The sequence below is a fragment of the Salibacter sp. genome (assembly GCF_031581065.1).
Taxonomy (GTDB): Bacteria; Bacteroidota; Bacteroidia; order Flavobacteriales_G; family Salibacteraceae; genus Salibacter.
In genome coordinates this window covers 1-14659 of sequence record NZ_JAVLBN010000049.1, presented here as the reverse complement: position 1 = coordinate 14659, position 14659 = coordinate 1, and the positions used below count along the sequence as shown (strand labels likewise).

14 protein-coding genes are annotated in these 14659 nt (G+C 40.0%); 5 read left to right on the top strand and 9 right to left on the bottom strand.

Features of this window, described 5'->3' with window-relative positions:
- The 5 genes from RI557_RS09975 to RI557_RS09955 form a co-directional block, all read right to left on the bottom strand.
- Positions 1 to 308: hypothetical protein (locus RI557_RS09975; RefSeq protein WP_310683548.1), on the bottom strand; the 308-nt coding region annotated here is incomplete at its 3' end.
- Between the two features lie 9 nt (positions 309 to 317).
- Positions 318 to 902 (bottom strand): acyltransferase, encoded by a 585-nt coding sequence (locus RI557_RS09970; RefSeq protein ID WP_310683546.1) that lies wholly within the window; start codon positions 900 to 902, stop codon positions 318 to 320.
- Positions 902 to 2443, bottom strand: coding sequence for a ribonuclease Y (gene rny / locus RI557_RS09965; RefSeq protein ID WP_310668209.1), 1542 nt, complete (start codon positions 2441 to 2443; stop codon positions 902 to 904). Before rny ends, RI557_RS09970 begins: the two co-directional genes overlap by 1 nt.
- A 249-nt stretch (positions 2444 to 2692) precedes the next feature.
- Positions 2693 to 2992, bottom strand: a complete 300-nt coding sequence (locus RI557_RS09960; RefSeq protein ID WP_310668210.1) for a cell division protein ZapA — start codon at positions 2990 to 2992, stop codon at positions 2693 to 2695.
- A gap of 15 nt (positions 2993 to 3007) precedes the next feature.
- A complete protein-coding gene (locus tag RI557_RS09955; protein WP_310668211.1) occupies positions 3008 to 3301 on the bottom strand; it encodes a hypothetical protein in 294 nt (97 codons plus the stop codon).
- Between the two features lie 135 nt (positions 3302 to 3436).
- Between RI557_RS09955 and RI557_RS09950 the strand changes: the two genes are divergently transcribed.
- The 4 genes from RI557_RS09950 to RI557_RS09935 all read left to right on the top strand — a co-directional run bounded on the left by RI557_RS09950 (position 3437) and on the right by RI557_RS09935 (position 9226).
- Positions 3437 to 5158, top strand: coding sequence for a M23 family metallopeptidase (locus tag RI557_RS09950; protein WP_310683544.1), 1722 nt, complete (start codon positions 3437 to 3439; stop codon positions 5156 to 5158).
- A 26-nt stretch (positions 5159 to 5184) separates the two neighbouring features.
- Entirely contained in the window at positions 5185 to 5826 is a 642-nt protein-coding gene (locus tag RI557_RS09945; protein ID WP_310668213.1) for a carboxypeptidase-like regulatory domain-containing protein, read from the top strand.
- 85 nt (positions 5827 to 5911) lie between these two features.
- A complete protein-coding gene (locus tag RI557_RS09940) occupies positions 5912 to 8446 on the top strand; it encodes a TonB-dependent receptor (protein WP_310683542.1) in 2535 nt (844 codons plus the stop codon).
- Positions 8447 to 8461: 15 nt separating this feature from the next.
- Positions 8462 to 9226, top strand: coding sequence for a hypothetical protein (locus tag RI557_RS09935; protein ID WP_310683540.1), 765 nt, complete (start codon positions 8462 to 8464; stop codon positions 9224 to 9226).
- A gap of 111 nt (positions 9227 to 9337) precedes the next feature.
- Here RI557_RS09935 and RI557_RS09930 read toward each other — a convergent pair whose 3' ends face one another.
- The 3 genes from RI557_RS09930 to RI557_RS09920 all read right to left on the bottom strand — a co-directional run bounded on the left by RI557_RS09930 (position 9338) and on the right by RI557_RS09920 (position 12356).
- Positions 9338 to 10171 (bottom strand): transporter substrate-binding domain-containing protein, encoded by an 834-nt coding sequence (locus RI557_RS09930; RefSeq protein ID WP_310683538.1) that lies wholly within the window; start codon positions 10169 to 10171, stop codon positions 9338 to 9340.
- 152 nt (positions 10172 to 10323) lie between these two features.
- Positions 10324 to 11775 carry an aminoacyl-histidine dipeptidase gene (locus RI557_RS09925; protein WP_310668217.1) on the bottom strand — a complete coding sequence of 484 codons (1452 nt, stop codon included), beginning with the start codon at positions 11773 to 11775 and terminating at the stop codon, positions 10324 to 10326.
- 74 nt (positions 11776 to 11849) lie between these two features.
- The gene (locus RI557_RS09920) at positions 11850 to 12356 is read right to left on the bottom strand and encodes a hypothetical protein (RefSeq protein ID WP_310683536.1); all 507 of its coding nucleotides are present in this window, start codon (positions 12354 to 12356) and stop codon (positions 11850 to 11852) included.
- Positions 12357 to 12512: 156 nt separating this feature from the next.
- On the opposite strand from RI557_RS09920, the gene RI557_RS09915 reads away from it, so the two are divergent.
- Complete coding sequence (locus RI557_RS09915) at positions 12513 to 13790, top strand: replication-associated recombination protein A (RefSeq protein WP_310668219.1); 1278 nt, start codon at positions 12513 to 12515, stop codon at positions 13788 to 13790.
- A 6-nt stretch (positions 13791 to 13796) separates the two neighbouring features.
- Here the strand turns inward: RI557_RS09915 and RI557_RS09910 are convergent.
- On the bottom strand, positions 13797 to 14659 hold an 863-nt coding region (locus RI557_RS09910; protein WP_310683533.1), incomplete at its 5' end, for an AAA family ATPase.

Sequence of the window (14659 nt, the reverse complement as noted above, 5' to 3'; positions counted from 1 at the left end):
CAAATAAAGATTGAAACAGCTGTCTTTTTATAATCACTTTTAAGATGTTCCTTTTGCTCGTGAATCGGTTTTGAAGAAGAAATTTGAAGAAATGAAATATCTAATCCACCCTTTGTAATAGCAACTCCAACCATGAGAGCCATCTGTCCAAGAGCAAATAATCCAAAGACTTCTGGTCCATAGATTTGAGCAACGGCTATATTAAATACATAAGTCAGGCCCATTCCAATAAGCCTCACAACAAGAGTTGAAAAACTCTTACTTAATATTCCGGATTTTTGAACTGTGTCTTTAGCCTCTTTAGACAATATCTTGAGTTATTGGGATTTCCTAACCACACCATCCTCGAGCAAATACTCTTGGTCACTTTCTGGACATTTGGCAATACCCTTCTCATCAAAGTGAAGTCGGTGACCGTATTCACTCATCCAGCCGATTTGTTTTGCCGGGTTCCCTACCAAAAGGGCATAATCAGGGACTGTTTTCGTCACTACTGCTCCTGCTCCAATGAAAGCAAACTTGCCAATATCGTGACCACAAACGATCGTTGCATTAGCACCAATACTGGCTCCACGCTTAACAGTTGTTTTTTCGTATTGGCCTCTGCGCACCACATTGCTCCTGGGGTTTGTGATATTGGTAAACACACAACTGGGACCGAGAAAAACATCATCTTCACAGTTGACCCCAGTGTAAATGGATACATTATTTTGAACTTTTACATTATTCCCCAAATGCACATCGGGCGATACAACAACGTTTTGGCCAATATTGCATTTCTCACCCAAAACACAATCTTTCATAATATGCGAAAAGTGCCAAATTTTAGTTCCGGCACCTATTTCACAACCTTCGTCAATTACAGCCGTTTCGTGCGCAAAATATTTTTGGTCAGATCCCATTACTTGGCAATATTAATCGCTCTGGTTTCGCGAATTACTGTGACCCGTACCTGTCCGGGATACGTCATTTCATCTTCAATCTTTTGTGAAATGTTCATTGAAATTTCACCGGCTATTGTGTCGTTTACTTTTTCGCTTTCAACCATTACACGCAACTCACGACCTGCCTGAATTGCATAAGCTTTAATAACTCCATCAAAACTCATGGCAAGATTCTCAAGGTCTTTCAATCGCTGAATGTAAGACTCTACAACTTCACGTCTAGCACCTGGTCGTGCACCTGATATAGCATCACAAACCTGAACGATTGGTGAAAGCAATGACGTCATTTCAATTTCATCGTGGTGTGCTCCAATCGCGTTGCATACCTCAGCGTTTTCGCCAAATTTCTCAGCCATTTTCATACCCAGGATTGCGTGAGGCATTTCCGGCTCGTCCTCAGGCACTTTTCCAATATCGTGTAACAGTCCGGCACGTTTAGCGTGTTTAGGATTAATTCCCAATTCGCTCGCCATTGTTGAACAGAGGTTTGCTACTTCACGAGAGTGCTGCAACAGGTTCTGACCGTAAGAAGAACGATACTTCATGCGGCCAACCATTTTGATGAGCTCAGGGTGCATGTTGTGAATACCGAGATCAATGCAGGTGCGCTTACCTGTATCAACAATCTCTTCCTCAATACGTTTTTGCGTTTTGCGAACAACCTCTTCAATTCTGGCCGGGTGAATACGACCATCGGTAACCAGTTGGTGAAGTGATAATCGAGCAACCTCTCTTCGAACAGGATCAAAGCAGGAAAGTATAATAGCTTCAGGTGTATCATCAACGATGATTTCAACTCCGGTTGCACTTTCAAGCGCCCTTATGTTTCTACCTTCACGACCTATGATTCGGCCCTTGATGTCGTCACTCTCGATGTTAAATACTGATACCGAGTTTTCAACGGCATGCTCAGTAGCAACACGTTGAATACTTTGAATGACTATCTTTTTAGCTTCATTATTCGCATTGATTTTTGCTTCGTCAACGATTTCCTGAATCATTTGCATTGACTTGGAGCGGGCATCATCAACGAGTTCTTTTTTGAGTTCTTCGAGCGCTTCATCAGCACTGATTTCACTCATTTCTTCGAGTTGAGAAACACGTTTTGAATGAAGTTTATCGAGTTCAGATTGTTTGTTTTGAACTATTTCAAGTTGCTTGTCGAGATTTCCTCTTTTAGCGTTGATATCGCGTTCTTTCTTGTTAACATCCTGTAACTTTTGATTGAGGGTTTTCTCTTTTTGCTTGGCTCGATTCTCACTCTGCTGTATTTTATTGTTGCGTTCGCTAATGACCTTTTCGTGCTCTTCTTTCAGCTGAAGAAATTTCTCCTTAGCCTTTATGAGCTTTCGCTCTTTGAGCATCTCGCCTTCTTTCTCAGCTTCTTTTAGAATTGAGGCAGATTTGCGCTCAGTTGATTTTTTGAGTAAGAGATAAATAATACCACTGCCAATAATCAATCCGGCTGCGGCTCCTACTAAAACACTTACTATTTCCATAGTTTTTAAACGGTTTTAAAAACCCGTACAAGCCCATATAGTTTGAGTAAAACTCAGAAAAGTTAAAGTTTAGGGCTGCCTAACTTCGCAACCGTCCAGTGTCTCCTCAAAGAGGAAATCCCCTCGGCATAAGCCGGGGTAAACAGGCCTGGTTTTGTAAGTCGAGAGCTACACCCTTAACGATTTAGATGTTAGTTTTACCAAACTTGGTTGAACTTGCACGGGATGGTTTTAGGGGACAAGTCCCCATTACTTTTTGTTATCCAAATAGGAGTCGAGCTGTGCACGCACGTCATTGAGTTGAGAGGATACATCTTCATCTATCACAGCGCCTCGCGTTTCGTTACTCAAAGCTCTGTCAGCATAATATAGTGCTGTCATAGCCAGTAAATCCTGTTTATCGCGAACCGCATAATTGCTTTCCAGCTCCTTCATATTGTCGTTCACCTTCTTCGCTGCCCTTCTAATCTGCTCCTCTTCGTCTCTCTTTATGGTTAACGGGTAAACCCGGTTTCCAATTGTTACTTTTATCGAAAGCGTGTCGTCCATTATTCACTTTCGTATTTAGTCATTTAACAGTGCAATGCATTTGTCAACTTCCCGTACCAGTTCGTTAACCTTTTTCCTCAAGTCATCGCGATCCTCAGCGTTTCCGGCTATTTTTTCGCCCATTCTCAACGCTTCATATCGCTTATTCAAGGTAGCTAACTCACTTTCTTTACGTTCCAATTGCTCTTTTAGTCTTTCATTCTCAAGTTGCAATTGATTTGCTTTTTCATCAGCTTCGGCATTCAATTTGATCAACCGGTTTACGCTGTGCGCAATATATTTTACCGAATCGTTTAAATTGTTTTCCATAAGCCGATTTCAAAAGGCTAATAGCAAAAGTAGTTTAGCTTTTTGTTAAAACAAATTTTTACAATTACTAATGTGACCACTGTTTAAAAACATTTGTCAAATTCGGATAGCTTTGCAGCCCAACAATTTTAATATATGCGTAAACTGATTCTTCTCACTGTGCTGTTTATGAGTCTTTCAGGTTTCGGTCAGAACCGTGCTGACTTCCCTGTAGACTACTTCGATGCTCCGCTCGATATTCCGCTTTACCTCGCGGGAAACTTTGGAGAAATTCGCTCCAATCACTTTCATGCCGGCATCGATCTCAAAACTCAGCAAATTGAGGGTCTGAATGTGAAAGCGGCTGCCAAAGGATACGTTTCCCGCATCAAAGTTTCGCTTTACGGATACGGAAAAGCTATTTACATAGCGCACCCTAATGGTTACACTACAGTTTATGCTCACTTGAAAAGCTTCAATGAAGAAATTGAAAAATACATCAGGGAAAGACAGTACAACCAAAAATCTTTTGAGGTTGATGCGTATCCGAAACCCGGTGAACTGAAAATTGACAGAGGTGAAGTAATTGCATTATCTGGTAATACCGGTGGCTCTGGCGGACCTCACCTCCACTTTGAAATTAGAAAAACAGATAATCAGGTTCCGGTTAATCCGCTGCTTTTCAATTTTGGTATAAAGGATAATATTCACCCGATTATCAAAACAGTTTCTATTTATCCTTTAAACGATACCAGTTTGGTGAATGGTAAAACTGAACCTCTTCACATAGCTGTTAGAGGAAGGAATGGAAAATATCACTTGCCCGGGCCGCTCAATCTCACAGCCCGTGGAGTTATTGGCTTTGGTGTTGAAACGATTGACAAAACAAACGGATCTCACAATAGATGTGGGGCTTACTCTGTTTCGCTTATAGCTGACAGCGACACTATTTACAACCACAAAATGACAGCAATTCCTTTTGCTTTGAGTAGGTATATCAATTGTCATATTGACTACGAGCAAACTCACAAAAACAGAAGGCGTGTACAAAAGAGTTATATCGAGCCCAACAACAAATTGTCGATCTACAATGATGTAAAAATAAATGGGAAAGTTTTCTTCTCTGAATATGATCACGAACTCACTTACACAGTTGATGATGCTTATGGAAATAACTCCCAAATCCAGTTTTCAGTGAAGGTTGACACTTCAAGTCCGTCAGTAAAGAAGAAGCACAAAGGACTTGAGTTCCTTTATTATGAAGACAACATTTATGAAAGTGAAAATGCTAAAATTGAAATTCCGGCTTATTCACTTTACAAAAACCTCTATTTCCAGCACAAAGCTGAGGAATCGAGAAATGGAATGTACACAGCTATTCACCACATTGCTGATCTCTACACTCCGCTTCACGATTACATTGATGTTTATTTAAAAACGGAAGACTTCCCAACTGAAAAAGGAAATAAACTGTACGCGGTATCACTCGATGAAAACTACGAAGTGATTAGTCCGGAAGGTGGTGGTTTGACATCAGGAAGTTGGTTCCACTTTAAAACGAGAAGCTTAGGCCCTTACACTGTAATGTTGGACGAGGAAATGCCCGGCATCGTCAACCTCTCCGGCTCTGACCGAAAAATCGGGAAAAATGAAACCATCAAATTCAAAATTGAGGACGAAGGTTCAGGAATCAATACATTTAATGGGTATGTTGACGGAGAATGGATTTTGATGGAATATGACCGCAAAACAAATGAATTTTGGTTGCAGGCTGATGACGAAAAAATCACACCGGGAAAACACGAACTAAAAGTGATCGTTACTGATAAAGTAGGGAACCGGAATTCATTGAAAACAAGTTTTACATTTATTCCTTAAAGTAAGTTTATTTATTTTCGCTCAATATGATGAAAAAATCAATTTCAATACTTAGTTTACTCACGATATTACTCGCATTTGGAACTCTTGAATCAAAAGCTCAAGACGAAAACCTACTGCAGTTTTCAGGAGTAATTTTAGATGCCGATTCGCTCAATCCGCTACCTTTTTCCACTGTGATCATCAAAAATACGCATCGCGGTACAACATCTGATTATTATGGTTTTTTCTCTTTTGTAGCTGAGCCGGGTGACACCATCAGGTTTTCTAATGTTGGGTACAGATCAGAGTTGTACGTTATTCCAGATACTCTCCAAACCTCACGCTATTCAATGATTCAACTACTCAATAAGGATACGGTAGAACTAAAAGAAGTAACAGTTTATCCATGGCCAACTAAAGAGCAGTTCAAAGAAGCATTTTTGTCGCTAAACACGCCAGAAGATGATTACCAACGTGCAATGCGAAACCTCCGCCAGGCTGCTATGAGAGATAAAATTATGAACATGCCTATGGCTGATGGAAGTGCTAACTTTAAGTACGCTATGCAAAACCGAAACAGCCAAATATACAGTGCCGGGCAGTTCCCTTCTTACACCATTTTCAATCCGCTCGCATGGGCTAAATTCATTAGCGCATGGAAGAACGGAGATTTTAAACAAGAATAAAGTTTCTTTACATACTAAAGATTTTGATTTCCAGTTGTTGAAAATGTAGATGCAACTCCTACATTTGAAAGCTTCAAATTAAGTCTTGAAAAACATTGGAAAACTCATAGCACTACTGTTCCTCGTCACTATTTGTGGAACAACAGCCCTGTCGCAATCTGCAACGGTCACCGGAACTGTATCAGACGAAGGCTTTAGGCCACTCGTGGGCGCTAATGTTTTTCTACAGTCAGAACCGAATAAAGGAACATCCACAAAGCGAGACGGGTCGTTTTCCATCTCAGTAAAACCCAACATTGAGCAAACAGTGGTTATCACCTACCTGGGTTATGACACACTTTACAAAACGTTCAACCTCAATCCGGGAGAAACAAAAAATATTGATATTCAATTAACCTTTGGTAGTAGAAGTTTCAAGCAAGTGATCGTTGAAGATGAACGAACGCGCACATCAACCATGAGCCGTATTGACCCCAAATCAATCGATCAACTACCAATGCCCAATGCGAGCATCGAAAAAACACTTCTTTTCCAGGGAATGGGAGTTTCGAGCAGTAATGAGCTCAGCTCCCAGTACAGCGTTCGCGGTGGTAGCTTCGATGAAAACCTCATCTATGTTAACGATGTTGAAGTTTATCGGCCGTTTTTGGTCAGATCCGGACAACAAGAAGGTTTGAGCTTTATCAACCCAAAACTGGTGCGTTCAGTAGAGTTTTCTTCAGGCGGATTTGAAGCGCAATACGGTGACAAGATGTCGAGCGTGCTCGATGTTCATTACAAAAAACCAAAGAAAAAACTGGCCGGATCAGCTGAAGGAAGTCTGCTCGGTGGTAATATTCACCTCGAAAATGCCAGCGATAATTACCGATTCACTCAGCTCCACGGATTTCGCTACAGAACCAATCAATACGTACTCAACAGCCTCGACACTGAAGGAAGCTATAAACCATCTTTTACAGATTATCAGGGGTATTTCACTTACGATCTCACTGATGACCTGGAACTGGGCCTATTACTCAACTATGCCAAAAACGAATACAACTTCATCCCTCAGGATAGAGAAACAGACTTTGGCACCATCAATGAAGCACTTAGGCTTAAGGTTTTCTTTGATGGACAGGAAATCAACGAATATGAAACCGGTGTGGGAGCCTTAACGGCTACCTGGCAGCCAACAAACAAGCTGCGGTTAAAATTTATCACCTCAGCATATCGCACACTTCAACAAGAAAACTTTGATGTTGAGGGCGCTTACAGACTCGATGAACTCAACCGTGATTTAGGATCTGACAATTTTGGCGAAGTAGCATTTAGCCGCGGAACCGGAGGCTACATCAATCACGCTCGCAACTACTTGTTGGGAAATGTATTTGCAGCAGCTCACAAAGGAACTTATTACGGTGATAAATACACCGTGCGCTGGGGATTAAGAGGTAAACACGAACGTATTGAAGATGAATTCAACGAATGGCGCTACGTTGATAGCTCTGGCTATTCACTACCCAATGCTGCTCCATTTACATCAAGAGAAGACATTAATCTCTACGAAGTAATCAGAGCCAGAAACAACATCAACTCATCTCGATTGATGGGATATGGCCAGCTTTCAAGGGCTCTGACCGTTGACTCAAATGAATTTTCATTTAATGTTGGAGGTCGTTTTCACTACTGGGATTTCAATGATGAACTCGTGGGCGGACCAAGAGCTCTTTTTACCTGGAAGCCAAACTGGGAAAAAGACATTCTCTTCAAAGCAGCATCGGGCTTTTACTACCAACCTCCCTTCTATCGCGAAATGCGTGACTTAAATGGAGATATCAATTACGACATTGAAGCTCAACGCGCCATTCATTATCTCGTGGGAATGGATTATGTATTTGAAATGTGGGATAGGCCATTCAAGTTTGCAACAGAGGCCTATTATAAACAGCTCGATAATTTGATTCCGTACGAAATCGACAATGTGAGATTGCGCTACTATGCTGAGAATAACGCAAAAGGATATGCTACCGGAATAGATTTCAAAATTAACGGAGAGTTTGTGAAAGGTGTGCAGTCATGGGCCAGCCTTTCTATTATGTCAACAAAAGAAGACATCAAAAACGATTTCTATTACGAGTATTATGACGATGAAGGAAATCGCACATATCAGGGGAATCAATTTAGACCAATTACAGATAGCGTGAGAAAAGAGCCCGGCTACATTCCGCGACCAACCGATCAACGCGTTAATTTCTCACTTTTCTTCCAGGATTATTTCCCTGGTGATCCAACGATTAAAATGAATTTAAACATAGTATTCGGAACCGGATTACCGTTTGGCCCTCCATCCTATGATCGCTACCAGGATACTTTGAGGATTCCACCATATCGCAGGGTTGATGTTGGTTTTTCAAAGCAACTACTACGTGATGAGAAAAGCGAACGAAAAGGCCTGGGTCTAAAAGGACCATTTAAGCACCTACACAGCGTTTGGTTGAGTGCAGAGGTGTTTAATATGCTGGCTATCAACAACACAATTTCCTATTTGTGGGTTCGGGATATTTCAAACCGCCAATACGGTATTCCAAATTATTTAACCGGCAGACAGCTGAATGTTCGATTAATCGTTAACTTTTAGCCCAATTTTTAAAAAATGAGAACATTCATAATTGCCATATTAATCACTTTAACAGCATGGACTTGTCAAAAAGACCCTGATCCGCAACTTATTGGTAATAAAGACATCACAACACTCAGTGATGTTGTCAGTGACTCCGAAACTACAATAATCGATAGTTTTTACTGCTACTCAACCTCAGACTCATCAAAACTCAGGAACGACAAACTGCCCATTTCTTTCAAAGGCTTTTTGCCGACTCAAAAAATTGAAAAAATTGAGATCTACGCATCTAACCACTTCTCAGCACCATTAAAAGAAAACTTCACAACTTACCAGAGAATTGGAGAAACCAGGGCAGTTGATGATATTTTAAACTATGAGTTACCATCTGAATATGGGAATAACTATTTGATAGCTTTGGGTTACTCAGGTGATACACTTTATCGGTCAGAGCCGATTCCATCGACTTTTCTCAGCGATCAAACAAACTACACCAAACAGGTTTACTGGGAAAGAGATGAAATCAACCGAATACGGTTCATCACGAATTTTGAAACTAATACAGTCAGATCCACGATCGTTGAAATCTCTGCTCCCAACAATGGAAATGTCATCACACTTCACACTTCACAGACTGAATTCTCTTTGATCGATCAGTTTGAATTTGATTTTTCTTCTAAACCTGAAATTGAAAATCCAACTTTGGAACCAGGAAAATACGATGTTAAGCTATACTTTTTAGACCCCGATAATCGAGCTGTTTTCAAGCAAGTCTTCAACCAACTTGTTATTCAATGATTACCTAAAAGATTTTTTGTGACTTCTCTCAACCTTGTCAATAAAACAAAAAAGCCGGATCTGATATTCAGATTCGGCTTTTTTCTAATAATCGAAAAACAAACTATTCTTTTATTCCTTAACTACTGCATCGATCACTTCTTTACCGAGGTATTTATTGAGTATTGATCTGTACTCTTCACTTGCAGTAAACCCAAAACCTTCAGTAAAGAATTTGTTGAACGGCTCACTCCAGTCGCTGTTTTTAGGAAGCATAAACCCATACTCCTCTTTGTCAACAGTTGCAATGCGGTGCAATTTTAAGTTCCCGTTATTTTGCTTTACAAAATTCCAAAAAGTTAACAAGTCAACCATCGCGTAGTAATCGTTTGTCAAATTCAATAAAGGCAGCATCTCATCAGGTTGATTGACGTATTTGACAATCATTTCTTTATTGTGTAGTCTTTTCACTTCCATCAACTCTTTTTCGTGAGTAGTCCCTCTGATAACCAAAGCTGTTTTATCACCAAAAACGTTTTCAAAATCGCTAAAAGAACGAAGTGTTGGCACATCGATTCGCGAAATTAATACTGAAGAGTTTTTAAGGTAAGTTGGGGTGAAATCTACCTCCAGTGCTCTTTCTTTGTTGATAGTCGTAAATGCTGCTCCAACTACATTTTTAGATGCTTTAACATCTTCGTAAAGTTTGATAAACTGGTTGTAACGAACAAACTCAACATGGAGATCGACATCCTCTCTGTTCTCAACCCATTTCTCAAATGATTTTAAAATATCAACTTCAATGCCTACCAGTTCTCCATTTTCAAAGTATGCGAATGGAAACTCTTCCTGGATAAAGACCTTTAATGTGCCCTCTCCATTTTCCTGAACATTTGACCAACTGGTTTGTGTGAAACCGCTAAAAGCCGCGATAATAAAGGCTGCAAATACAACAACTCGTTTCATAAAAGGGTTCTTTTTATTAAATTAATTTTCAGTGTTTTAGAAATTCGCTGCAAAAGTACAACCTTTTTACATACCCACAAACAAAAAGACCTCTGCACACATTAAAAAATTGTTATGCAGAGGTCAATTTACCGTATATTATTTCAGCTCGCCTACTTTTTAGGCGTACGTTTTATTGTATCTAGCGTGAAATCCCAAAACTTTTGAACTGAAGAAATACTAACGCGCTCATCAGGAGAGTGAGCACCGCGAATTGTTGGTCCAAAAGAAATCATATCCATCTCAGGATAGTGGTTGCCTAAAATTCCGCATTCGAGACCTGCGTGGCAGGCCATAACGTTCGGTTCTGACTGAAATTTCTCGCGATAGAGGTCAGCCATCACTTTAACAATTTCAGAATCAGGGTTCGGTTGCCATCCTGGATAATCGCCTGTATGCTCAACCTTAGCACCTATCAACTCAAATACTGAACGTATGCTTGCTGCGAGATCATCTTTTTGAGAATCGACACTGCTTCTTTGTAGCGACAGAATTTCTACTTTGCCTGCTTTTATAGAAACGCGCGCGAGATTACTAGATGTTTCAACCATGTCCATTGTAGTGCTTCGCTTGTAAACGCCATTGGGCATCGCGTAAATTGCTCTTAGCAGTTTCATTTGCTCGCCTTCATTCATCACCTTTTGTGGAACGTTGATTGGCTCAGCTTCTATTTTGAAATTTGGTTCTACAGCTCCAAACTCCATTTGGTTGAGCGCTTCAAATTCTTTGACAAGTTTTTTGAATTCTGCTTCATTATTTACTGCTACCTCAGCAACAGATTCGCGCGGAATTGCATTGCGCAATCCGCCACCATCTACTGAAGATAGGCGCAAGCCTACTTCATTTGAAGCATTGTAAAGCAAGCGATTCATAATTTTATTGGCATTCCCGCGCTCGGTGTCAATATCCATTCCGCTGTGACCACCTTGTAAGCCTTTTACGGTAAGCTTAAACCCGGCCATTTCATTAGGAGTTTCCTCTTCAGTGTAATCCCAAAAAATGCTTGTATCAACACCTCCGGCACAACCAATGGTAATTTCATCATCTTCTTCAGTGTCCATGTTGAGCATGATATCACCTTTGAGGTAATTAGGTTGCAAGTGCTTGGCACCTGTCATTCCTGTTTCTTCATCAACTGTAAAGAGCGCCTCTAAAGCAGGGTGCTCTATATCGTCAGAACTCAAGAGTGCCATTGCAGCAGCAACACCTAAGCCATTATCAGCTCCAAGCGTTGTTCCTTTGGCTTTTACCCAGTCACCATCGATGTACATGTCTATACCCTGCTTATCAAAATCGAAGTCTGTGTCGTTGTTCTTTTGATGAACCATATCAACATGCCCCTGTAGCGTGAGCATGGCTCGATCTTCCATACCTTTTGTTGCTGGCTTGCGAATGATAACATTCCCAATTTCGTCTTGAATAGTTTCCAGCCCAAGATCTTCACCAAATTTTTTCATAAACTCAATTACACGTTCCTCCTTTTTTGATGGTCTTGGAACAGCATTGAGATCAACAAAATGAGACCACACTGATTGTGGCACTAACTTTTTAATTTCTTCATTCATAAATTGAAAGTTTTTGCAAATAAAAAAACGCCTCTTAAAATAAAGAGACGTTTTCAAAAATAGTTTAAAGCTTATTACTTGGTAAATGGCTTTTTAAAGCTCGAACCAACAAACAGCGCTGTATCGTTTTGGAGTATTCTCGATAAGTCGCGCTTGAGTATTTTGACATGTCTTTGAGAGATGAACGAAAATGGAATTGTTATCTCATCAATATTACCGTTTGGCTTTTCGTAATTGAGGATCAATTTAGATCCGTACCAGCGATCTACAATATCGTAATCGCAAACTCTATATTTCCAATAACCCTGAATATGCCCTTTACGTGGACGTTTGGTGTTACTGAATAAACGAGAACGCTCAATTTCAATAAAATCATCCCGTGAATCGTATTTCACAAAAAATTCTTTCGTGAGAACGAGTAAGGCTCCAACAAAAAACAAACCAGCAACAGCAGCATGAATTGGCCAGGCCATGAAAATATAGTCAGTAAAAATGATCAATACGTTGGCCAACCCAAGTATTGAGAGGATGAAAAAAAGAGTTTTCAAAAAAGATTTGGAATAGAAGTTTGTAATTTTCATTGAAGCTGTAATATTGAATTAGAAAAATTGCTACTATTAATACGCAGTATTATATTTTTTGTTGCTTGCCCAAATATATCAATTTAAAAAACACCGCGCCAGTTTTAATTATAGATTCACATAATCTTAATATGGTTGCTCCAAAATAAAAAAATCATGAATGATGCACCTCTTGCAGAAAGACTGAGACCTAAAAAGTTAAATGATATTATCGGTCAGAGCCATTTAGTGGGCGACAACGGCACCATAGCTCGCATGTTGAAAGCAGGCCAAATTGCGTCAATGATCTTTTGGGGTCCGCCCGGTGTTGGTAAAACAACGCTTGCTGAAGTCATTTCAAAAGAACTCAAACGCCCATTTTACACATTGAGCGCCATCAGCTCAGGTGTTAAAGATGTTCGCGAGGTGATCAGTAAAGCAAAAGACACGGGATTATTTGGGAAAGGCAGGCCCATTTTATTCATCGATGAGATTCACCGATTTTCAAAATCGCAACAGGATTCACTATTAGGTGCAGTAGAACGCGGAACTATTACATTAGTTGGTGCCACAACGGAAAACCCTTCATTTGAGGTCATTCCAGCACTTTTATCTCGTTGCCAGGTTTACACGCTTGAACACCTGAGCAAAGAAGACCTCATTAAGCTGGTTGACGATGCGTTGGCTAAAGATTCGGTTCTGACCGAAAAAGACATTACAATAAAATCTTACGATGCCCTGCTTCGCTTTTCGGGAGGTGATGCGCGCAAATTGCTCAACACACTGGAGCTTGTTATCATGAATGCTCCTGAAGGTAAAATTGAAATTACCGACAAATTTGTGGAGAGTATTATCCATCAAAACCTGCCGATTTACGACAAGACTGGCGAGATGCACTACGATGTTGTATCGGCATTTATAAAAAGTATTCGCGGGTCAGATCCCAATGCGGCAGTTTACTACCTGGCCAGAATGATTGAAGGTGGTGAAGATCCTAAATTCATAGCGCGCAGATTGCTCATTCACGCCAGTGAGGATATTGGAAATGCAAATCCAACGGCTCTGATTATGGCAAACAACTGTTTCCAGGCTGTTCAAACGATCGGATATCCTGAATGTGAAATTATTTTGTCTCAGGTTGTGACTTATATGGCTTCATCTGCAAAAAGTAACGCTTCTTACAAAGCGATAAAAGACGCTCGCAAGCTAGTGAAAGAAACGGGAAGCCTCCCTATTCCAATGCATCTCCGTAACGCACCAACTAAGCTGATGAAAGAACTCGACTATGGAAAGGGTTACAAATATGCTCACGATTATCCCGGTAATTTTGTTGATCAGGAGTTTATGCCTGATGATTTGAAGAACCACAAGTTCTACGAACCGGGAAATAATGCCCGGGAAAATCAACTGAGGCAGTCTCTACGTGAAAAGTGGAAAAAGAAATACGGGTATTGATAGCTTTCAATATAAAAACCCAAATAGCCAAAGCGGTATTTTATTCCCCACTCCTATTTCCATATCGTCTGCTGCAATAAAAGAATTGGGAATTTGTTTGATTTGTTTACCTGTTTTATTCGATCCTCCTACTTCTATAACAATTTTATCATTTACGATAAAATCACCTTTGGGAGGCTGTGAAACCTCATGTCCAGAATTTTTTAACTGATTGAGGATAAATGATTCCCTCACAGTTCCCCAATTTGCTGATTCAATATCTAAAGCAAAATGTAAGTTAGGGTTCTCGAGAAATACTTTATCAGGTTTTTGGAGTGTACTAATGCTTTTACCCACTTTCGTAATGGTATTGATAATCCCTGCTTGCTCCAAATAATTTATATACTTAACTAATGTAGAACGGTATAATCCTGTTTTACTTGCTAGTTTAGAAATATTAGGTTTAAACGGAACATTTGTAGCTAAAATGTAGAGCAGTTGTTTCATTTTCTTTCTGTGCTGCGCATCGACTCCTTTTTCGAAAGCGAGGTCTGAATCAATAATAGCGTTGATAACCTGATTGATTTTGATTAAATAAGTCGATTCAGACTCCATAAAAAATGGGTAATACCCTTTTTGCAAATATTTTTTAAACTGCTCAATTGGCTTAAAATCCTTTATTAATTCATAAGCTAATTCTTCATGATCAGTCAATATTTGATTTAACGATACGTGGCTATAGTTTCCCAATCCTTTAAAGTGAAGATACTCTCTAAATGAAAGTCCATAACTTTTGTACTGAACGGCTCTTCTGCTCAAGTCCCCGTCCTGCCTGTAAATATCTATGATAGATGATCCGCTGTAAACTATTTTCAATTCTTTGAATAAAT